The 20804-nt window shown below is 41.8% G+C and carries 20 protein-coding genes and 1 pseudogene; 2 read left to right on the top strand and 19 right to left on the bottom strand.

Features of this window, described 5'->3' with window-relative positions:
* Positions 1-69: 69 nt before the first annotated feature.
* Both AC5WOE_RS16200 and AC5WOE_RS16195 read left to right on the top strand, forming a co-directional pair.
* The gene (locus AC5WOE_RS16200; RefSeq protein ID WP_496053044.1) at positions 70-597 is read left to right on the top strand and encodes a GNAT family N-acetyltransferase; all 528 of its coding nucleotides are present in this window, start codon (positions 70-72) and stop codon (positions 595-597) included.
* A gap of 546 nt (positions 598-1143) precedes the next feature.
* Positions 1144-2481 (top strand): tetratricopeptide repeat protein, encoded by a 1338-nt coding sequence (locus AC5WOE_RS16195; protein WP_496053043.1) that lies wholly within the window; start codon positions 1144-1146, stop codon positions 2479-2481.
* Positions 2482-2739: 258 nt separating this feature from the next.
* Here AC5WOE_RS16195 and AC5WOE_RS16190 read toward each other — a convergent pair whose 3' ends face one another.
* From AC5WOE_RS16190 to AC5WOE_RS16100, 19 genes and pseudogenes are all read right to left on the bottom strand, one after another.
* On the bottom strand, positions 2740-3438 hold the full coding sequence (locus AC5WOE_RS16190) for a peptidoglycan recognition protein family protein (RefSeq protein ID WP_496053042.1): 699 nt from the start codon (positions 3436-3438) through the stop codon (positions 2740-2742).
* Entirely contained in the window at positions 3438-3842 is a 405-nt protein-coding gene (locus tag AC5WOE_RS16185; protein WP_496053041.1) for a phage holin family protein, read from the bottom strand. Before AC5WOE_RS16185 ends, AC5WOE_RS16190 begins: the two co-directional genes overlap by 1 nt.
* Before the next feature lie 45 nt (positions 3843-3887).
* The gene (locus tag AC5WOE_RS16180) at positions 3888-4610 is read right to left on the bottom strand and encodes a PIG-L deacetylase family protein (RefSeq protein ID WP_496053040.1); all 723 of its coding nucleotides are present in this window, start codon (positions 4608-4610) and stop codon (positions 3888-3890) included.
* Between the two features lie 21 nt (positions 4611-4631).
* Entirely contained in the window at positions 4632-7685 is a 3054-nt protein-coding gene (locus AC5WOE_RS16175; protein WP_496053039.1) for a phage tail spike protein, read from the bottom strand.
* A complete protein-coding gene (locus tag AC5WOE_RS16170) occupies positions 7682-9127 on the bottom strand; it encodes a distal tail protein Dit (protein ID WP_496053038.1) in 1446 nt (481 codons plus the stop codon). The genes AC5WOE_RS16175 and AC5WOE_RS16170 overlap by 4 nt, the downstream gene beginning before the upstream one ends.
* Positions 9117-13211, bottom strand: coding sequence for a phage tail tape measure protein (locus AC5WOE_RS16165; protein ID WP_496053037.1), 4095 nt, complete (start codon positions 13209-13211; stop codon positions 9117-9119). The genes AC5WOE_RS16170 and AC5WOE_RS16165 overlap by 11 nt, the downstream gene beginning before the upstream one ends.
* 18 nt (positions 13212-13229) lie before the next feature.
* Positions 13230-13397, bottom strand: a complete 168-nt coding sequence (locus AC5WOE_RS16160; RefSeq protein ID WP_496053036.1) for a hypothetical protein — start codon at positions 13395-13397, stop codon at positions 13230-13232.
* Complete coding sequence (gpG, locus tag AC5WOE_RS16155; RefSeq protein ID WP_496053035.1) at positions 13394-13765, bottom strand: phage tail assembly chaperone G; 372 nt, start codon at positions 13763-13765, stop codon at positions 13394-13396. Before gpG ends, AC5WOE_RS16160 begins: the two co-directional genes overlap by 4 nt.
* Before the next feature lie 68 nt (positions 13766-13833).
* Entirely contained in the window at positions 13834-14715 is an 882-nt protein-coding gene (locus AC5WOE_RS16150; RefSeq protein ID WP_496053034.1) for a major tail protein, read from the bottom strand.
* Complete coding sequence (gp17, locus tag AC5WOE_RS16145; RefSeq protein ID WP_496053045.1) at positions 14715-15077, bottom strand: tail completion protein gp17; 363 nt, start codon at positions 15075-15077, stop codon at positions 14715-14717. Before gp17 ends, AC5WOE_RS16150 begins: the two co-directional genes overlap by 1 nt.
* A 2-nt stretch (positions 15078-15079) precedes the next feature.
* Complete coding sequence (locus tag AC5WOE_RS16140; protein WP_496053033.1) at positions 15080-15460, bottom strand: HK97-gp10 family putative phage morphogenesis protein; 381 nt, start codon at positions 15458-15460, stop codon at positions 15080-15082.
* A gap of 4 nt (positions 15461-15464) precedes the next feature.
* Positions 15465-15791 (bottom strand): phage head closure protein, encoded by a 327-nt coding sequence (locus AC5WOE_RS16135; protein WP_496053032.1) that lies wholly within the window; start codon positions 15789-15791, stop codon positions 15465-15467.
* Complete coding sequence (locus AC5WOE_RS16130) at positions 15788-16054, bottom strand: hypothetical protein (RefSeq protein ID WP_496053031.1); 267 nt, start codon at positions 16052-16054, stop codon at positions 15788-15790. The genes AC5WOE_RS16135 and AC5WOE_RS16130 overlap by 4 nt, the downstream gene beginning before the upstream one ends.
* 65 nt (positions 16055-16119) lie before the next feature.
* Positions 16120-17100 (bottom strand): annotated as a pseudogene (locus tag AC5WOE_RS16125) (DNA cytosine methyltransferase).
* 83 nt (positions 17101-17183) lie between these two features.
* Complete coding sequence (locus AC5WOE_RS16120; protein ID WP_496053030.1) at positions 17184-17459, bottom strand: head-tail connector protein; 276 nt, start codon at positions 17457-17459, stop codon at positions 17184-17186.
* 18 nt (positions 17460-17477) lie between these two features.
* Positions 17478-17654, bottom strand: a complete 177-nt coding sequence (locus AC5WOE_RS16115) for a hypothetical protein (RefSeq protein ID WP_496053029.1) — start codon at positions 17652-17654, stop codon at positions 17478-17480.
* Positions 17655-17680: 26 nt separating this feature from the next.
* The gene (locus tag AC5WOE_RS16110; protein ID WP_496053028.1) at positions 17681-18832 is read right to left on the bottom strand and encodes a phage major capsid protein; all 1152 of its coding nucleotides are present in this window, start codon (positions 18830-18832) and stop codon (positions 17681-17683) included.
* Entirely contained in the window at positions 18829-19572 is a 744-nt protein-coding gene (locus tag AC5WOE_RS16105; RefSeq protein WP_496053027.1) for a head maturation protease, ClpP-related, read from the bottom strand. The genes AC5WOE_RS16110 and AC5WOE_RS16105 overlap by 4 nt, the downstream gene beginning before the upstream one ends.
* Positions 19547-20797, bottom strand: coding sequence for a phage portal protein (locus AC5WOE_RS16100; RefSeq protein WP_496053026.1), 1251 nt, complete (start codon positions 20795-20797; stop codon positions 19547-19549). The genes AC5WOE_RS16105 and AC5WOE_RS16100 overlap by 26 nt, the downstream gene beginning before the upstream one ends.
* Between the last annotated feature and the right edge of the window lie 7 nt (positions 20798-20804).

Here is a 20804-nt window from a genome sequence, read left to right as displayed (position 1 = left end):
TTCTAAACAATTACTGATCTGCTATAATTAGCAGTATTATCTTAATAATGAAATGATTGGAGTTTTAAAATGGGTAAATTACAATTTGTACTTGATTTAACAGATTCATATACATTACCAACCAGTACACTTTCACACGATCTGAATCTTGAATATTTCAACTTGAATAATGCTCCAGACAATAATGAAACACGCAAGAAATTGTACGATCTCGTTCGGATCGGTGTACTAGACATTCCAGACGTTAAAGGTGACTTTGAAACATTTCCTCAGTTCGTCGATAAAATCTATTATCCTTGCTACTGGAATAATGCAGAAAGTCAATTTCTAGCTGCAATCAATGGTGAGTGGGTTGGGTTATGTAGTATCACAGTGGATGTAGAAAATAGCATGGCTAAGTGTGGTTTGACTTCTGTAAAAAGGAACTATCGTAGTCTTGGGATTGCCAGCGAATTAAAACGACAATCTATTTCATATAGCTTAAATCATGGTCTAAAAAAAATGGTGACATTGGTACATAAAGAAAACGCACCTATGTTAGCAGTCAATCAGCGATTTGGTTTTCGCTTGCAAGAACAACTCGAAGTACAAAAATAGCCAAATGATTCTATTTCCTTATATCTTTTGCAATCAGTCGGTTGAGATCCGCTGGTTGCTATTTTTGTTTGAAAGCGGTATCGACGAAAGCCTCACAATTCGTTTACGCGTCGACATGTCCTTGTTACCGCCTTGCGTTGTTCGTGACAAGACGAATCTCCTCCACATCTGTAACAATTGGGTTTGTTTTGATTTGGTTCCCATCGCACTAAGTGATAGCACTGATCACATATATAAGCATAGATATCAAATGATCTTTCGATGGATCTTACTGGACTTAAACGTATTTTCAATGCCTTGAGTAAAAGTTGATTCATTATGCCCTGCTCCTACTTCTCAAGTGTTTTAAGGTGTTTTCTACTTCTGACATAATTGTATTTCTTATTTTCTATAATTTCAATAATTTTACATAAACACCAAGTCCGGTGTGTTTTTGCAAAAATCAGAGGTTTGACCGCGTGATAATTCACAAAAATCCATATATATAAAATAGTTTTTACACTCAACTCTGTAGGAAATATAATGAAAGGAGGAAGGAGGAATTATGTGCAGCTAGAACAGGAGTATGATGGCAATATGTTGAGTTACCTCAGCCGTAAATTACGTCATGAGCAAGGAAAGACACAAGCAGATGCGGCATTCGGTAAGGTATCGAAGAGTACAGTTCATAACATCGAAGGACTAGAAAAACTTGTATCGACACTTACAATTCATGAACATTTCGAGAATCTCGGCATTCCAAAATCTGAACTAGCAAACTTTGTGGAAGCGGCTCGCAAAGAAGTAAACAAAACGATGTTCCGACTCAAACTAAGCAAAATGAAGATTGATGGTGATAATCCGGAAAAAGGTTTAGAAGAGTTGAAAGCTCTCTCTCTACCTAAATTCCATCCCCTGTATTCGTTTCAAACGTATCTGTATGCAAGATACTATTATTTCCATCAAGAAGATTGGAATGAATCCAAAAATCATCTTCTTGAAGCAATTCGACAGTATCATAAAAGTGGTTACCAACTAGATCACCAATTAGTAGCACTTTGTTACAACCTCTTAGGACTTTGTGAATATCGCGATGGAAATCTTATGAAAGCCATCAACTACTCACAAGAAGGATTGTCTCATTCTTCAGGAGGGAACATAAAATGCATTTTGTCCAGTAACATCATTTTGTATCTGTCCTATCTTAGAAGTACTGCACAAGCACTGCATTTGCTCAATCAACTTTGGAATGAAATAATAAAAATTGATAAAATAGGTACAAGGCTGAATGCCTATTTGACAAAAACCAAATTGCTAATGGATACAGAACATCTTGATGAAGCGGTAACATGCGCACAAGAAGGACTAGATTTAGCTTTTCTAAACAATGAATATAACCGAGCATTCGAATTGTTAAATGTTCTAGGAAATGTTTATGTAGCGTTGGAAGAATTGTCAGATGCCTATGCTTGTTATGACAGTGTCATTTCATCAAACAGGGCAAATAATCGTCGGAAATTCGATGCAAGGCTGAATTTATGCGCATTAGCTTTCGATCAAAACGATATCGAAACAGCACTTGCACATTTAGAACAAGCAAGTGATATTCTAGACAAGAACAAAACAATTGACTTTACACAGTTTGCAGATTTAAATGTAACGTACGGGGAAATTTTCAAAGCGAAGAAAGACTATGAACGTTCTCTGGAACATTACGAACGCATAATCGAGAAAGCTAGAGATAATGGCAGTCAAGATATATTAAACAATGTGTTAATTCTTTCCCTTGATTGCCTATCAGCTCTTGATCGCACCAATGATTTCACCGCATATTGCAGAGAGATACATCAACTAACCAAGAGATCAGGGGGTGCACACCATGCGAGGCAAAATAGGAGATGGTGACCCAGGATAGTACGATAGAAACAACTGAGGATCAGATGAGGCTGATCCTCTTTATTTTACTCTTTACTCTTGGAAGCGTAAATACTAATTATATCCTTATGGACATAGTATGGTCGAAAAAAAGCTTTATAAAGAGTCGGAAAATTAAATCCCAACTTTTCATTGTTTTTGATTTCATTTATCTCCCGAAGGCATCTCATTCAACGTCTTCCGCAACACTTCCATATCCTCTTGAACAAAAGAACACATTCGCTTTTTTTATTTCACTGACTCAAAAGCTTTCCAAGTAAGAGGTCCTACAAATCCATCTGTAGCAAGGTTATGAGCCTTCTGGAATTTAGTTACTTTGTTCATCGTGATTGGCCCGTATATGCCATCAATGATAACTCCTAGTTTTCTTTGTATTTCTTTCACATCTTCACCCCTCATGTAAGGTGTGGTGAGTTTCAACAAGCGAGTACCAGCAGCCACAGTTGCCACTTTGCTTCCTTTTATTTGATTGATGAACTCATTCCATCCACTTTTACGTAAGTTTCTGGGACAATTTTTACCCGACCATTTGTTGTGTTGAACTACATTGCTAATTGGAATGCTGTATTTCTTCATTAAATACTCAACAAGCCAGACAGCATTCTGTTTTGTCTTCTCGAAGTCTCCATCACTATTGACGCACAATTCAATGGAGATACTTTCCATGTTTCCAGTTCCATGACCATCACCATTGGCCCAGGCTATTTCATTCGTTGGAATGCTTTGATAGATTTCTTTTTCGTCCACGGAAAAATGCCAACTCGCTACTCTTACGTTTCCGTTGTACTGCAATCTTGCGTGAGCCAGTGCATCGGCTCCCTTGTTTGTATTATCCGTTTCATGAATGCTAATCCACTTTGGACTCATCGGTGTTTTGGGTCGTGCTGTCTTGTTTGTCAACGGTATCAACATCTGCTTTATTTCCATTACTTATTGTCCTCCTCTTTGTCTTTCCCTTTCAAAATCTCAATTGCTTGTGTGATCACCGAGGGAACAGGTAGTCCCATTTTTCCGCTATTTTCTATAATGCTTAATCCTTCATTTGCTAAATAAAAAGTGATGGTCGCATCACGAATGACATGACCATCACCTAGCATTTGATCTACCATATGAGCCAAAGCAACAATCAAAAAGATCATCACTTTTTTTGAGATCCCTCGGCTCCCGATCCGAGAGGATAAAGAACCACTTTTTCCAGCAGCTACGAAGCCCGTAATAAAATCGATAATCACAAACACTAATAAAGTTTGGATTGCCATTGTCCATCCTCCGAACAGATAGGAGGCAATAGCTCCACCGCTAGCCAAGATAGATTTAAAGTATATTTCCATGAGTAAGCTCCTTTTCTAGGAAAAATAAAAAAACGCCTATGCGCGTTATAACACTTCCGGTTTGAAATATTTAAATGTTGGATTGCTTTGTAAATCTGCAAATTGGTCAGCAACACTGTGATATCCAATTGCAAAAGATCCGGCTGCGGGGTTCCATGCCTGGTATGCTTTGCAAACTTTGGTTAATTTGGCAGTCTCCGCAGCTGTAGCGGTCATAGTTGAACTTGCTGGTAATCCGGTTTTGGTCCGATCATTACGAGCCAAAAAGAACCTCGCATCTGTAACTTCTCCGGCTTGCCATAATTCATGCAATGCTTCGGCTAATACCACATGATCAGGCGATGTATCAAAAGGAGAATGAGTCTTAAAACTAGTGCCAGCAGGAAACATGTTAATGTAAGTTCGCATGATGGTTTTGGCTGACTCTTTGTCAAAGGTTTGTCCCTGATCATCTAGGACGTGGAAGTGTAGGTTTTCTGGAGGTACTCCAAGAATTCCGCAAGCTGTGCGGAATTCGTTTTGCCTCGCTTTGCCAAACTCCTCATTGCTTAGAACATGATATCCTTCCAAATGCGGGTCGTGGGTACCGCCCCACCAGGTCGAACCAGTTAATCCATTAATTTTATCCTTTGCCCCACTGGTGAAGCCCAAAGAAAAAAGCACCACGTGAACGGGGCGCCCTGCTGCCAAATGTCTCATAATATCCAATCCAAACTGTAAATTCTCATCATCTGCATGAGCAACCTTAAATACCGCTGGTAATGCCAATTCGATCAACTCCCTATTTTTTTATTGCCATTTCACAATCAACTTTGCAGCCACTTTCATAATTGCGTATGGACCGCTATATATAGCAATTCCTTTGGCTGTATTGTTCACAAAGGCTGCTTTGATTGTGGCGTTTTGATCCAATCGCACCTGCTTTTTCTGGTTAAAATCAAAAGAAGCACTTACAAAAGCGCTTCCAACGGTAGGATTTCCTGCCGGTATGGTTAAATAGTTATGGGTAGTAATACGTATGTTTCCAGGCGCACCCCCTTCAATATCTCTTTGGAGTTCCACCCATATTCCCGTTATGGTTTTACCCACCCAAGACGGTGTGGCTGGCATGGTACCGCCAAAAAACCAAAGCCCTTTGTGATCGCCATAACCGTAGTCACCTTCGCGAACATCAACATCGGAACGCCATCCAATATATTTTGTAGTACGATAGGACCGACCACTCACAGCCGTATCCAAGCTGTTATAAGTGGTTGTAGTTGGCGTGGTTCCTGGTGTTCCTGTGCTTGTTCCAGCTGTACCGTTATTACTTCCTGTATAGGTAAGGGACGTTGGATTTCCTTGGACAATTCCCGCACGCAGGGAAGAAATGATATTCCCTCCTGTGGTTGGTGCCGCTGCTGCTGGATAACCTACTGTAGTGATATTTAACAATACAGATGTACCATTCACATACACAAGTGAACCGCCGTCAGCCGATTGGCCAGCAATCGCGCCTGTTTGGGCGGAAGCACCTGTACATTGTTCCAGGTATACCCGTCCAAATGTTGCTGCTCTTACTGCTTGACTTCTCCAGTCTTGGAAATGCACCTGCGATAGATATGCCATACTACTATCATTTGATGTTACACAGCTGGTATTGTAATTGCTTGTACCTGCCACTCGTCCGGAGATATAACATTCTCTAAAGTAGATATATGGACTCTTAGATAAAAAAAGAGTTGCGGAACTGTTCCCCGTTCCATAAGTAGTCATATCAGGAAAATGACGTCCGTAAAAGACATTCACTCGTTTTGTAGTGGAGTCAAAGATATATCCACCGGTTATCAGATAATGTGTATACGTAAATGGTGCAGCTGCTCCCGTTCGGGTGCCACAATTTATATTGATTGAATTGAGTCCGCTATATCCGCTAATCGTTACAACTTCATTTAAATCGCTCAACACATTAATATTGACTGTGCCGTCACAATTGTGAGGGACGCCAATTAAGGCTCTTCTGATACTGGCAAATGCAGTTCCAGAAGTAAGCCCGTCGTTTTCATCATCACCTGTAACACCATTTACATAAAAAGTAAAATCTTCATCACTATAACTGACGACAGATTCAGAATTGACAATCCCAATATTGGCCACAGCAAAAGAAGCCTGTTCATTGTCTATCCTGGCCGTTTCTTCTCCAGCCGTGTTCAGCGAGCGAAAAGCACTGAAGTTATTGGATAAATCTCCCACGCTAAGAGTTTGGCTAGCACCACCAAGCACACCAGCTCCAGCAACTTGCAATTTATAAAAGTGCCAGTAGTAACCGTCCACATCAGAAGTTCCAGTTATTTGGAATTCCCCGCTATCATAAGGAAAGCTGATTTCATCAGGAAGCCTAACGAATGTCAGCCCGTCAAACGACCCCCACAATTTATAAGTGCCCACGTTAGGAGATAGCAAGAAATTAAGTTTCAGCACATATTCATATACGCTATCTGGAACAGGAACAAGGGTGGTAGAATCAAAGCTTCTCGATTCAATCACGTTATCATTTTCATCTCGTAACTCTACTACCCCCGAAGTAATTTCCTCTGCTGTAAAAACAGACGCATACGCTAGTTGAACAATATTGGTAACTTCAATGGTGATAGACTCGTCCGACTGTGAATAGGAACCTTTTGTATCGTCCTGAGTAGGACCGTATGCAATTACATGTGCGCCTGTAGCCACTTGGTTTTGAATGTTGGTTTGTGCTTGTTGGACAATACTCGGTATCGTAGAGATAATAGGGATATATTCTCCCAGAGTAACCTGGTTCTTCGTTTTATCTGATTTACTTTTCTTGGTTTCGATCACCCTTGCATCCAGTAGCAAATTAGGAGTAAAAGATTTATCTTGAATCTGAATGTTATCCCCTAAACCAACAGGAAAATCCAATAAAATAACCCCTACCGTATAGGTGTATCGGGGTGTACTAAGCTCATCTAGTTTTTTCTTGGTCTTATTGTATAAATCCACTTGGTTCTGTGCTGTATCATCTTGGTAGATTCCAAAGATGTGTTTCCCTTGATCTCCCCATTGCTCCCTAGCAGCTATATTTCCCACCCAATCGCTTTGCTTCTCATAGCCACTTGATACCACAGGGTTATAACTTCCGAATGTCATGGGATTACCAGAACTATCATTTGGACCTTTTCCGATTAAGGCAGTAACTAGATCTTTGGTATCTATCATTCGTTCTACTTGATCACTGAGATCATAACCATAACTGAATAATTTTCCTGTATCGTTCCCTCGTTGTATCACGACATCGATATATTTCCCAACTACTGTGGAGCCGTCGAAATCTACGCGGTATCGGATCTCCGCATCAAATTGAGAAACAATCTGAAGCACAGCTGCAGATGCGGTCATCATCTCGCTAAATGAAAAATCTTGAACACCTGCATAATCAACTCTTCCCAAAGTCCATCCTGTGTTTTGCAATACGTTTCCCATTGCTTGTTCTAAAGTATTGCTCTTTAGTGTAATGGGTCGAATGATTTGACCCATTAAGTCCGTTACTGCTGCGTTCTCTGCAAAAACTTTTACAGAACGATCCGATTTGGTCGAGGTAACGGTTTTAATCCGAAAATATAAAAATTCTCCTGGATTATCATCATCCGCTATCACTACAAAACCTTCATTTACAATGAACTCCGCACTCGGATGATCCAAAGGAATCGTAAATTCCAATGTCAGTAATCCCGTTAATTGCTGTGTCGTAAGATCATCCCAATATGGACATGCTTCCGTCATTTCATTGCTCAATATGGCTACTACTTTTTGGTCTTCATCCATGATATAGAAGTAATCGTTCATCCCAGCCACTTCTCCCGATACGTGATGCTGCCTGAACTAACAATGGCAGGAGTAATTGCTAGATTGGTGTTCCCTGGTTCCAGCTTGATAAACTCACTTCCGAGATCTCCTAGTAAGTTGAAGGCCGGTTCTCCGTTTTTCAAAATCATCCCGCTGGCAGAATCCACGGTCAACGTGTCACCCGATTCGAATATATTGGGAACTTGATTGGATGTGAGTGTGTTCTCGTTGTACACTCTTATCTCGTTCACATTGACAGTAGGGATAAAAGGATTGGTTCCATATTGAGCAGCATGAATCTGAATCGCAGCAAGTTTCGTCTGGAATGCGTTAGCCGTGTCATAAAATACATGGTTATAACGCCCAAAAAAATTATAGTTGCTATCTATTTTCCCGATCTGGAAAGTATATTTCTTCCCAATCCGCTGCAAAATTAGGCGACCATAAAAATTCGTGTATGCTTCTTTCCCTAATTCGCTGTTCACGATATATCTTCCACCAGATGCAGGTCCTAGTCTAGCTTCTACCCTTCCTTGTTTTCCTTTTGCAGTCGCATCGACAACCGCCATTTTACCAATGATGGCATTGTTGATGTCCAGCAAATAAATTTCAATGCGACCTAATTGGTTGGGTTTGGTCATCTTGAAGTTAAAATAATATTCAAGGGAGAAATCTTGGAGTTCTTGACCAAGAGATTTTACCAATGCTGGACCATGCCAAGTAGTTCCCGTGCTATACGTATTCGGATAAATCACATTCCCATCACTAGCAAAAGCCCCTACAATGGAGCCACCATCGACCAAGATTCCTGAACTCCATCCGGTCGTAGTGGAACAATAATCCTGTAATACCATTGTCCTTTTTGATGCGGATGTCGTTGTATCTACTGGTGCTGGTTTTCCTAAGTAAAGATATTGATCATCGGTCACAAAAGCAAATTCAGTAGTACTTGCGTTAAAAGTGACATTAATCTTGGGAAACGCATCCTGGTTCCCATTATTGGTAACGGTCACCGGATCCGTATCCACTGGTGCAAAGGATAGTAATTTTTCGGTGGTACTATAAGCAAGCGGATCGGTACAAAGAAACGTAATGGTTCCTTTTCCATAAATCAATGTATCTTCAATTGCCGAAGAAGAAACTTGAGCCATGTAATACTTGCTGGTATTCGGCAATTGTAATTTCTTTGGGCTGTCATAAAACAACCAGGTAATGAGTTCTGTCTTTCGATCGGATAGATTAGCCTTGGTTGTCCCAATAATTCCAATCGTTATGGTGATGACTCGTTCCCCTAATTCGGTTCCTTGGTTAATCGTTCCGGTTCTTCCTGGTGCTTTGGTTGTTTTAATGGCGATATCCGGGAGAAATTGGTTGGATATTTTTTCAATCCGTACATAATCGGGACTAATGATGTCATTTAAATACAAGCGACTATGGGCCATACACTCTCACCCCCGCAGCCCTATTTTGGATGGTTGTTTTCCTGGCTAGTTCTTCCGATATGGCTTGACCTAAATCCCTCGCCAATGTTTTTACCTGTTGTTTATCCTGCGGCATCATGATATCTCCATTCAGATTAACCACCACAGAAACAGGACTGTATACGGGATTGTTTGTTGATCTAGTCGATTCTGTTCCTACCGCAATCGTCTGAGCAGAAGGCTGTACAATGGCTGCCATTGCTAACCGAGCCGCATCATCAGCGACTTGAGAAGTACTCATTTTGATTCCCAATGACAGTCCTTCTCCTACTGAAGAACCAATGCCCATCATCACTTTGGAGGGCGAATTGATATCCAATGCCGATTTCATCGATTCATAAGCAGACCGAGCAAGGGATATCGCAGCAGAAGCCACGCCACCTATTCCATTTCGAATGCCAGAAGCGAAACTAGAAGCTACATTGGAACCAAGGGAACTCGCTCCACTCACTTTCAAATTGCTTTTTACCGCACCTGCAACTGCACCAGCCGCTGATCCAGCTGCACCTTTTTGACTGGAAACACCACTGGCAAATTGTCCTCCTGCTTTTTTCCCTCCGCCTCCATCGGTTGTAGATCCCAATGTCTTTTGGACTCCGGTTTTCATCGATTGGGCTTGGTTTTGACTTTGCCCTTTCGTAGAAGCAAGACCTGATGCATACGACTGTCCCGCTTGTTTCCCCTGTGGCGACAGATCAGCCTTGGCATTGGTTTTCAGAAGCCCTTCTATTCCTTTGGCAAAATCAGCAATACTGATCTTTCCTGATTGAAGTCCTGTAAGGAGGCTTTGTACCGTTTGTTTTCCTTCTGCTCCAAGATCCACTTTTGCATTGCTCTTTATATTCAATCCTAAAGCTGCGGATGCTTCTTGTAGATCGATAGCCTTGGACTGCATTCCCAGTTTTAGAGTTTCTAGATTTTTTTGTCCTTCAGGAGTAAGATCCACTTTCATTCCCGTTTTGATCTGATTACGGAAATACGTATAGATGGAATCAAACCCTAGCGACCCATTGGATAATCCTTGTACAAAAGACTGTGCCGTTACTTGTCCATATGGGCCAAGATCGATTTTCATTTTGGATTTGAGATCCAAACCAAGTTTGTTCGCTATTTCGGCTGGTTTTTGAGATTTCAACCCATTGGCAAACGTTTCGATCGCCTTGATTCCTTCGGCGGTAAAGTTCCCTGATCCATATAGATCGCGTAGCTGATTCATGGAAGCAATCGAAACATCACGGGCTTTGTATTGACCTGTTTGGAGTCCTTTGACAAACGAATCCACGGATATAACACCCGATGGACCCAAATCAATCTTAAATCCATCTCTCGTATTCAATGCCAAGGATTGGGCAGCTAATCTCGCTTTGTTGCCACCTTTTTGGATCATGGCGGTTAATTGACTTACCGAAGCAGTGCCCATATCTCCGAACGCACGGATCAGCACTTGTTGACTTTTCTTTACTTCTACTGCTGACTTTTGAGCATCTTCAATCAGACTCTGGAAATACTCATGGTTCTTCTTTTTTCCTACCTTTGTTAATTGATCATTCGTGGCTTCCAAAGCAAACTCATCTTGGACGGCACTATACCGATCTAGCATTTCCCCTGTCTTTAAGTCGTACATATTTGCTTCATCAGACAAACTTTTTTCCAATGATTGCAATGCCTTTGCACGGGAGTCTTTGGCAATCTGGATTTTTTCTTTTTCCCCTTGATCCACAATTTTGAGGACTTGATCATACTGCTGTTTGGTGATGTTCCCATTCGCAAATTGTTCTTCCCATACTTTCTTTTGCTCACCCGACCACTTGTGTGCTGCATTGATTGCTTGGGTAAAAGCAGTTTGAATATCCTTCACCCATTTTCTCGCACCGGCTGCTGTGATTTTGCCCTGATCAGCTGTGATATTTTCCATGTATCCTTTTAGATCGCCAATTTTCTTCACGAAAGTCTGGGAGGTCTGATCCAAATCTTTTAACGCTTTGGTGTAGGACGCAGCAAACTGTTTTGGCATTTTTGCCAAATCACCACCGTATTGCACCAATCCTTGTCGTATGACTTTGTTTGCATTCTGCACTCGTTTTAGTTGGGCATCAATCGATTTGATCGCGGTATCGGTAATATTTTGGATGCCTGGTTGCAAGACTTTTGGCACATCCTGCAAAAGTCCAGCAGCAGCCTTTTGGACATTCACCTTATCTTGATTTAACGCAGCGGTGATTTTATCTCCCATTTGTCCAAAGAGAGTAACTGTTTCTTCTACGATTCGCTTTGCTTCGGAACCTGTTGCAGTTCGGAGTTGAGCGAGATTTATCAGAGCCCGATCCCGCAAATCGATGTAACCTTTTGCCGCTTCCCTGGTTCCTTGGGAGACACCTTTCCCGAAACGAACCGCATTTTCTTCTGTCACCCTCAAGTCCTGTGCCGTTTTTTGAGAAATTGCCGCAAGTCCTCCAAGTACTACTGCTGCACCAACCACCGTAGCGGTAAAGGGATTGGCAATGGCAATGATTCCTGCAATCGCTGCTCCGAGTGCCAGTGTTCCAGCTGTGGCAGCAATAAAAGTTCCTATGGCTTGTTGAGTAGATGGGCTGAGTTGAGAGAACCAATCTACCACTTCGCCTACGTCACTTACTAACATGCGAAGTGTAGGCAAAAAAGCACTTCCCATTTGGATCTGGAACGTTTCAAAGGAACCATTTAATTGCTCGATGGTACCCTTGAGATTATCCATTCGTGTTGCTGCCACTTCCGCAGCAGTTGTCTTGGCCATTTCTTTTTCCATTTTGTTAACACCTTCAGCACCTTCTTTGAATGCGATGTTTGCTGCACGGATCGCATCGGTACCGAACATTGTTTTGAGGGCTTGGGATCGTTGTTCATCTGAAAGTCCTGCTAGTTGCTTTTGTAGTACTCCCGCGATCTCTGCAAAAGAACGTACATGGCCAGCTGCATCAAAGAAATGATTGGCTCCGTCTCTCGTGATAATTCCGAGATCAATCATCTCTTCCCTTGCTTTTTTGCTATTAGGGGTAAGATTGAGCAACATGGTTTTCAAGGAAGTACCAGCGTCTGATCCTTTTAATCCATTTTGGGCAAATACAGCTAATGCAGAAGCAGTATCCTCAAACGATAATCCTGCTCCCGATGCTACTGCTGATACTTGCGACAACCCAAATTTCAACTCCCCGATATCTGTTGCAGAAGCGTTTGCTGCTCCAGCTAAGATATTGGCTGCTTTTGCCACGGTCAGGTTATCGTCACGAAAAGAATTTAACACGGTGGAGGCGATCTCGGCTGCATCTGCTAGATCGATTTCACCCGCTGCCGCTAAATTGAGTGCTCCACTTAATCCTCCATTTAGGATTTGGCTAGTGCTAATCCCCGCTTTGGCCATTTCTTCAATCCCTTGTGCTGCTTCGGCTGCGCTAAATTTTGTTTTCGCACCCATCTCCAACGCCAATTGTCGAAAGCGGTCCATTTCATCGGATGTTGCTCCTGTGATTGCTTTGACACCGGATAATTGCGCTTCAAAATCCGCAGCTTTCTTCACTGCACTTCCGAGCGCAACTGCGAGAGCTCCAGACATCACACCGAGCGCAACTCCTGTTTCTGCCACTTCGTCTCGGATTTCGAATGTGCTCTTACTAAAAAGTTTTCCTTTGCTTGCGCCGTTTGTAAGTTCTTTGGATGTTTTTTGCAACTCGCCTTGCATCCTAGTCATCGATGTACTGGCTTTGTTCAAATCAGTGGCCAATCGTTGGCTCTGTTTGGAATGCTCCCCTGTCTTATTCACCGAATCCTGATAAGCTCTATTTAGAAGGGCTACTTTTTTCTCTTGCAAATCCAATTGCCGGTTGAGTGCTTGCGCTTGAGCTTTTAATGTATCCTGGGACTTTCCAAATGCCTTTACTTTTGCAGCACTGGAATCAAACTCACTTTTGGCCAATCGTAATCGGTTTCCTACTTCCGTCATGCCTCTTTTAAAATCTTCGGATTCCAGTGTGACCTCGCCTTTGATCCTGCCCAGTATCACATCTGCCATAATTCATTCACCCCCTTGCTAAAAAATCCCGATCTGATCAATGTAGGTCGTTTGCTTTTTTTTGTTTTGTTGTAAATCATAGGCACGAAGCTCCATGTAATACACCATGTCCATGTTGTCAATATCAGGCAGCTTCCAGCCTTGTTCCATTAGAGAAGAATAAATATCCTTCACCAGTTCGGTCATTTGGATTTCTTCTTTTTTTTCGTCCCATCGTCATCACTTTCCACGGATTTCAATGGCTCAACAACCTGTGAAATAATACCGTGAACAATCGTCCACGATTGATCGATAATCCTACGAGCATCTGTCCCGTCCTCGTATTGTTCTGCTGTGAATTGTCCTCCGAATACTTCCGAGATAAATTGAAACAACTGATTAATAAGAGCTTCTTGTTCTTCAACGGAAGAAGGCGTTTCTTGGTCCAACATATTTTTTAAATAGTTATTTCGTTTGTCGTCGAGATCCAAGGCTTTGCGGAACATGCGACCAGAGATAAAGTCTTGGGAAAACGAAATCTTTTTACCTTGTAGCTGAAGTTGTAGTTTTAACATGTACCAATACCTTCTTTATCTAAAAAATAAAGAGAGCCAGTCTCCTGACTCCCATAACGTAATTGGAATTAAGCAGTAGTAAATTTCGTCACACTTGGAGCGGCAAGTGCATTTCCTGCCAAGTCTTTCACCCCTACGCCGACAATCGCCATGTATTGCGTAGATGCGGAGAGGTTGGAGGTTGGCGTAAAGGTAACAACTGTTTTCGCTGTGTTAATGCTAAGTGTACCCGCCACCTGCGCTGTTCCGTCAGCTTTTTGGATAATAAAGTTAGCAGGTACAACCGCAGCGGATTGAATCGCTTCACTAAATGTCCAAACAATGGTAGAAGAAACAGCAACACTCGTCGCATTGTTTGCTGGTACAACGGTAGAAATGGTAGGGGCTGTGGTATCCACAGATAGGTTCGCTACAGCATTAAACCACGTAGCCGATTGGGTGAAACCGGATGCGTCTTCATCCCCGATTACCTGCCAGCGGTTATCATAATCTCGTTTGACAAAGGAACCTTTGATGGTAGGAGTTTGGAAAGTGGGTTTGTCTTCTTTGGTTTGATATTCCATCTCTGGCGTAGAAAATTTACCCTTGTATAACCAAACAAAGCGATACTTTCCGTTCGATTTAATGGATTGAAAGCCAATGGCCACATAAGGAGCTTGGTCATCTGAATTTTTAATCAACACCCCATTGGATACCGTATGTCCCAATAATACTGCTTGGGTGTCCAGTGATAAATCCGCTACATTCAACTCTACCCCAATTTCTCCTAATGCTGTTGCCACATCACTTGCCGCATCATCTGCATACAAGGTTTCGGTGTTGGTGGTAGGAGTGACCTTTGCGTTGATCGCTCCAGAAATTTTTACTGGGGTGTCATAAGCTACCCCGCTTACATCATCTTGTGTTAATTTTGAATAATAGATATTCTTTAATCCAACTTGTACAGACATTATATAACCTCCCGTGTTATGGTATATCGCATCGCTTTATGGTATACAGCGACATCATCTTCGTATAGATCGATAGCAGAACTCCGCCCATATCCCATTGCTTTCATCGTTCTATCCACCTCTTGGGCAATTGCTGAGGTGCTGGATTTATTCCAAATGTCCACTTGTATCCGAATTTCGCTGCTGATCTCGATGTCATCGGCAAAGTGGTCATCGTAGTTCATCAGTTCATAAAACGTAATTCTTGGAAACTCGTCCGCATTGGGTGCTTTGATCTGATAAATATGTGTTCCACCAAGCAAAGAAATAAGCACCGTATTGGATTCCAGTGCTTGCAAGATTTCAGGTTTTATATTGAGCATCGTCATGTGAGTCCGTTCCTTAATTTGTCTGCCATTGTTTGAAGTACTTTCCCGCTAGACTCCACGATACTTGGTTCTACAAACGGCCGAGCGCTCATCTTCGACGTACCATATTCGAGAAAAAGAGCATAGAAGGCCGAATTTCCTGGACCCACTTCGATAACTTTTAAACCATCTTTTTGTTTGGGATTGCTTACTTGGATGTTTTCTTTTAAGTGTTTCCTTTTCTTTGCGGAGGGACCAGGTGCATTTCGTTGCATCGTTTGTTTTAATTCTTCTCCTCCCGCTTTCAGTGCATTATTTTCTAAACGGGTGGCTTTGGCTCCGAGCAGCTGAATTTTTGTGATCATTTCGTCGATGCCCTCATATTCAAAACTGGACATCTCATCACCCCCCTGAAATAATTTCTTCACACATCAAATGGATTTCCTGATGACGTGTGTTTATATCCAGAACTGATTGGATATTCAAGATCTGATTTTGAAAAAGAACCCGCATGTCTGGGGTAATCCCTTGACGATAACGGATTCTGATCCGAATGGTATTCTCTGCTTGAACAGCTGCTGCTTCAAAATATTCTCGTCCCCGAAGTGGTTCCACCGCTGCCCAAACGGCAGCGAAGTCTTCCCATGTTTCGGTAACGATTCCTTCTGGATCTTTGCTGCTTACTTTTTGTTGAATGGTTATACGGTTACGAAGCTGGTTGATTCTCATGATTTCCCTTTGCCTTTACCTTTGCCCTTTTCTTTGGGAAGGGCTTCTTCTTGATTGTTTAATTTTTCGATGCTTTTGGCTGCTTCGGTTCCGGATATTTCTGTTTCTTTTCCTATCCCTTTTGCTTGTTCAGCAATAAAGCCCTGGTCAATGAGTTGTTTTGCCCGTTCTTCATTTGTTGGTTCGTGAATATCGTCAGGCTTAAAATGTTTCATATCTGAAAAACGATCCAAAAACTCCTGGATTACTACGTATTTTTTCAACACAAACACTCCTTTCTTTTCGGAACCTGTCTGAACGAAATAACAACTACCCTGCCACAAGTTTTTTAAAGCTGTATCGCAATTTCATAAACGACAGTAGTGGTGACAGCATTACCAGCCATTTTATAGAGCTGAGAATCAGAAATTCCAGCATCCTTTGCCTTTTGACAAACCCAATCCGGAAAACCCTGTAAACGGAAACATTCCAGCGGTGTCAACCTACGAACACGTTGACCATCATAAATGCCATGTCGATCCTATGTGGTCAACGTAAACATAGGATCACCAGGTTCTTTCATTCTGCGACCGTTTTGCCTTTTCTTTATCCGATCTGGTGTAAGCACGGGACGTACTAATATTTTCGTTCCTTCACCTTTATTCGTGGTCAGTGTTGGAGCTAGACCTTCACTATCATAAACGTTACCGTTCATTCCTTTGCCTGACGGATTCACATTGCCAATCAAATACAAACACGTTTTTGCAGTAGCTTTTTTGTTTTTTCTTGTGATAGGAAATACTTTTCGGGTACGTCTTCCTCTAAGATATCCGACAATGTAGGTCCGTTCTCGTTTTTGAGGGACTCCGAAATCGCTGGAATCGAGTACTTGCCATTGGAAATCGTACCCGATTTCGTCCAGTTCACTTTGGGCAAGAAAGAAATCCCATCCTCTATTAACTGATAGAAGATTTTTAACATTTTCAATGAGAAGGTAGGAAGGCATTTTTTCGGGATGCCATTCTTTAATTTGGCGTAATCGTTTAGTGACTTCAAAAAATAAAGAGGATCTTTCTCCGTTGAATCCTGTTTGCTTTCCTGAGACGCTGATGTCTTGACAAGGGAATCCGAATGTCCAAATGTCTGATTGTGGCAATTCTCGATAGTCGACTGTTCGAATATCGTCATACGTCCACTCCCCTTTATTTTGATAAACCGATTCATATGCTTTTCGAGCAAACTTATCCATTTCAATCCATCCAACTGTTTCATGTCCAGCTGCTTCCATCCCTATTTTGAAGCCGCCAATACCCGAAAAAATATCCAACATTCTCATCTATTCACCCCATCCAGACAGTACCAGATGAAGTTGTTATTCTTCCAAAGTTGGTTCCATTTATCATTTCGTTGTTCTCATGTTTGCACTGGACCATAATTTTTCAATTGTAAGATGATGCTTTCCAACGCAAAGTTAAACTTTTCTATTTTTACAGCAGGATCACGATTCTCGTAATAGATGGCGCAGTACAGCATAACCGCCAATTTATATTGCGACCGATCCGATTCCGGAACCCCTGCTGTCGTTAAATATTCCTTTGCACTATCAACAAGAAGAGTGAGGATCGCATCATCCCCACTCCCATCGATTCGTAAATACGTTTTAAGTTCATCCAGTGTTAGTTCGAGCATGGGTATGCCCCCGATCGACTAAGAAGATTTGATGATCCCGACAGCACGAAGAGCTGCAAGGATTTGATTTTGCTTGGTTGCGATTTCTGTAGCGGTAGCTGTGGCTGGATTGGCATGATTTGCAATGGCTGCTGCTTGGGTACCGTTGGCAGTAATTTTTCCGCCAGGTGTCACGTCTACTTGATTGATATACATGGGTTTACACCTCCAAAGTCCTTAAATTACGGAGTTGCTACTACTTTTGCAATACGGAAAGCGGATTTTAAGAGGATCTGCATATCAAACCATGCGGTAAGAACAAACAAATACTCGCCGGATTTAACATCTTTGTCTGTTTCATAGATCAATTCTCCGTCATAGTTCAAACCAGCATAACTGAAATCACCTACAATGGGATCCGTAGCAGAGTCAGAAAAAATAACTGGTTTTCCTAAGATTTGTTCCGGTTGAGCGGTATATAAGGTGGCATTTCCATTGGCCAATGTTTCGATAATGTCCATGTAGTCACTGAATGACATTACAATCTTGGCATTTTCTCGATAATCTTCGTGAAGTGCTGCAATTGCTGCTTTGATTGCTTTGTATTTCGTGTCTGAAGAGATCTGGGTAATGGCATTTGCAGTAGAATAAAAACTCATATGTTCTTCCCCTGTTACTGGACTTGCAGAAAAGGATACTTTCTTTTCTTTTGCAGCTAAACCGGATCTCAATGCGTTTTCTACATAATTCACAAGATCCACATCAGATCCATGCAACACGGTATCCGAAATGCCCGTGTATACCTTGAATTTGAAGCGTCCAAAGGATACGGTATCCCCTGTTGTTTGTAGCTCTTTTGCTGTTGCAGTATCGCTGATGAAACCATCATCGCTAAGGGTATAGGAAATTTTCGGTAACTCTAAACCCTTGATATTGGTCGTCTTAACCACTTCACGCAATGGATTTTTCACGAATGGCTCATGAAGCAATTCATTGGTCATCGTGGTTGGAAGAAATTTATCCCCGCCTGTTGCATTGCCACCAGGTAACGCATGCAGAAGAGTAGCTTTGGCATCTTCGGACATAGGACGACCTTGTACCATTGCACGAATATATTCCGCTTTAGCAGCAACAATCTTTTCTTTGTCTGTACCACCAGCAGGAATTTTATTTTGTTTATTTAATTCGTTTCGTAGTTCTTGTTCTTCTTTGTCATGTTGTTCTTTTAATAAATTGAATCGCTTGCCCAAATCCGATTTTTGTTTTTCTAGTGCATCAATTTCATCCATCGGAACGGCTGGATTGGCTAATTTTTCGATCAGTGAGTTCTCAATGTTTTTTAGTTGACCCCCAACGATAGCCATTTTTTCTTTCAATTCATATAATATTCTCATTCTTTTACCCCTAAGATAGAATTAATTTTTTCAATGTTTTCCTTTGCTTGTGTGATCTTTATTGCATGTTCTTGCTGGCTAAAAACCGATTTTCCAGGCTTTTTTTGCGTGTTTTTGAATACATCTGGTACGTTTTTGTATTTGGCCATGATCTCCAGATCCACACAAGCAGCAATATTTTTTTCTTCTAATACTTCATCCGCAAAACCATAGTCATAACATTCTTGAGCGGTCAGCCATGTTTCTGCATCCATGAGTTCCGTTACCTGTTCCCTGCTCATGTTTTCCCCGACTTTACCAAGATAGGATTCAATCAGGCTTTCTCTGATTTTGTCGAGATCGTCTGCAATTTTTCGGAAATCAGCGGCATTTCCATACGCAACTTGCCACGGATTATGAATCATCATCATGGCGTTGCTCGGCATAACAATCCGATTGCCGGCCATTGCAATGACGCTGGCAATACTAGCAGCCACCCCATCGATGTGAACCGTTACATCAGCAGCATGTCGACGTAAAATGGAATGAATCGCCTGTCCTTGGAAAACGGAACCACCAGGGGAATTGATGTATACATGCAACGAACCGATGTCGCCTAGTGCGTCCAAATCTTCTTTGAAACTTTGAGCGGTGGTGTCGGCATCGTCCCACTTGTAGGAAACAATCTCCCCATAGATATAGAGTTCGCCTACACCTTTCTCTGTCAGTTGGTTTTTAAACTCCCAAAACTTTTTCTTCATTCGGCTTCACCCCCTTTCGTTGATCCAGTGGTGTATCGATGGGATATAAATCCCCGCTGAGGTAGAGTTTTTCTCCGCCTTTTTCCGGCGGAAGTTCTTCCCAAGCTCGAACTTCGTTCGGTTTGAACCAGCCGGATCGGATACCCTTTGTATAAAATTCCCCACGGGTTTGCATGTCTCCACGTAAAAGAGCGTTGACATTGAACTTAAAAGAAAGTCCCTGTAAACGCTCCTCTGGAGTCAGAAGTTTTCGATTGAACTCTTGCTCGTAATGTCGTACGATCGGCAGCAGCGTACCTTGCACAAATTCCAGATACAGCTGCTCCATACTGGAATAGCTCGCCCCTTCTGTTTCTCCCAACATGTGAACAGGCATATTAAACACCGTTGCTACTCTGGAACGAGTAATTTTCTCCACTTCAAATATCTTGGTATCAATCACATTTCGAGTTATTGGGCTAATTTCGGTTCCCGATTCCTGAATGAGAACCCCACCATTTTCTTGATAAAACTCTCGAAAGTTTTGAAGGATTTCTTTCTTTTTGTCGGTGCTCAGATGAGAAGCCATTTTCAGAATAAAAGAAGCTTTGATAGCCACATCCATTTGTTCCAAACTGAATGTTTTTACTTTTCCTTCAAAATCAATCGTGTTCGACAGCACATCGATTGGGCTTATTCCCTTGTAACCAATTGAATTATCCGTAAGCGTATTGGCCGTGGCAGCAATGTGTTTCACATGGATCATGTCCATATTGTGTAAGTAGTATCGTCCTTTTGGACCATCGATTTCATACCACAGCTCATACGTTTTTTCTTCGATAACGGGATTTACCCGATTCGGATCTAAGAGTAGCAGGGATTCCACTTGAAACGTGTTGTCGTACATTTTTAACGCATATCCATTCCCATAAGAATCCCTTAAGACTTCCAAAGTACGAATGAAATCAAAGCTTGTCATATTGGGATTAGGTGAATGAGCCAACAAATCGGCAATATGATTATTCACTGGACTAAAATCTTTGTACAGTTTAAGTGGTAGACTGGCCATCGAATTCGATAAACGAGTAATGGCTGCAAAGATGGTTTCATTGGTTGCTAACGTGTTGCTTTCCTTGCCAGCGAAAATATTGCTAGGAGAAAACCATTTTGTATAATCATATCCTTGGCCTTCATACTTGGGTTTGGCTAGACTGAATACGTTTTTTATTTTTGTCCATAGTCCCACATTTTCA

The sequence above is a fragment of the Shimazuella sp. NTD248 genome, from assembly GCF_059510395.1.
The sequence above is the reverse complement of the archived record's forward strand: the minus strand, read 5'-3'. Positions and strand labels throughout refer to the sequence as shown.

What these genes read in the sequence shown, in the direction of transcription:
- gp17 (WP_496053045.1), bottom strand. Translation starts at nt 15,077, where the DNA reads ATGCTCAATATAAAACCTGAAATCTTGCAAGCACTGGAATCCAATACG.
- AC5WOE_RS16140 (WP_496053033.1), bottom strand. Translation starts at nt 15,460, where the DNA reads ATGTCCAGTTTTGAATATGAGGGCATCGACGAAATGATCACAAAAATT.
- AC5WOE_RS16120 (WP_496053030.1), bottom strand. Translation starts at nt 17,459, where the DNA reads ATGCTCGAACTAACACTGGATGAACTTAAAACGTATTTACGAATCGAT.
- AC5WOE_RS16115 (WP_496053029.1), bottom strand. Translation starts at nt 17,654, where the DNA reads ATGTATATCAATCAAGTAGACGTGACACCTGGCGGAAAAATTACTGCC.
- AC5WOE_RS16200 (WP_496053044.1), top strand. Translation starts at nt 70, where the DNA reads ATGGGTAAATTACAATTTGTACTTGATTTAACAGATTCATATACATTA.
- AC5WOE_RS16160 (WP_496053036.1), bottom strand. Translation starts at nt 13,397, where the DNA reads ATGACCGAACTGGTGAAGGATATTTATTCTTCTCTAATGGAACAAGGC.
- AC5WOE_RS16150 (WP_496053034.1), bottom strand. Translation starts at nt 14,715, where the DNA reads ATGTCTGTACAAGTTGGATTAAAGAATATCTATTATTCAAAATTAACA.
- AC5WOE_RS16170 (WP_496053038.1), bottom strand. Translation starts at nt 9,127, where the DNA reads ATGGCCCATAGTCGCTTGTATTTAAATGACATCATTAGTCCCGATTAT.
- AC5WOE_RS16110 (WP_496053028.1), bottom strand. Translation starts at nt 18,832, where the DNA reads ATGAGAATATTATATGAATTGAAAGAAAAAATGGCTATCGTTGGGGGT.
- AC5WOE_RS16135 (WP_496053032.1), bottom strand. Translation starts at nt 15,791, where the DNA reads ATGAGAATCAACCAGCTTCGTAACCGTATAACCATTCAACAAAAAGTA.
- AC5WOE_RS16165 (WP_496053037.1), bottom strand. Translation starts at nt 13,211, where the DNA reads ATGGCAGATGTGATACTGGGCAGGATCAAAGGCGAGGTCACACTGGAA.
- AC5WOE_RS16105 (WP_496053027.1), bottom strand. Translation starts at nt 19,572, where the DNA reads ATGAAGAAAAAGTTTTGGGAGTTTAAAAACCAACTGACAGAGAAAGGT.
- AC5WOE_RS16175 (WP_496053039.1), bottom strand. Translation starts at nt 7,685, where the DNA reads ATGAACGATTACTTCTATATCATGGATGAAGACCAAAAAGTAGTAGCC.
- AC5WOE_RS16190 (WP_496053042.1), bottom strand. Translation starts at nt 3,438, where the DNA reads ATGGAAATAAAGCAGATGTTGATACCGTTGACAAACAAGACAGCACGA.
- gpG (WP_496053035.1), bottom strand. Translation starts at nt 13,765, where the DNA reads ATGTTAAAACTACAACTTCAGCTACAAGGTAAAAAGATTTCGTTTTCC.
- AC5WOE_RS16185 (WP_496053041.1), bottom strand. Translation starts at nt 3,842, where the DNA reads ATGGAAATATACTTTAAATCTATCTTGGCTAGCGGTGGAGCTATTGCC.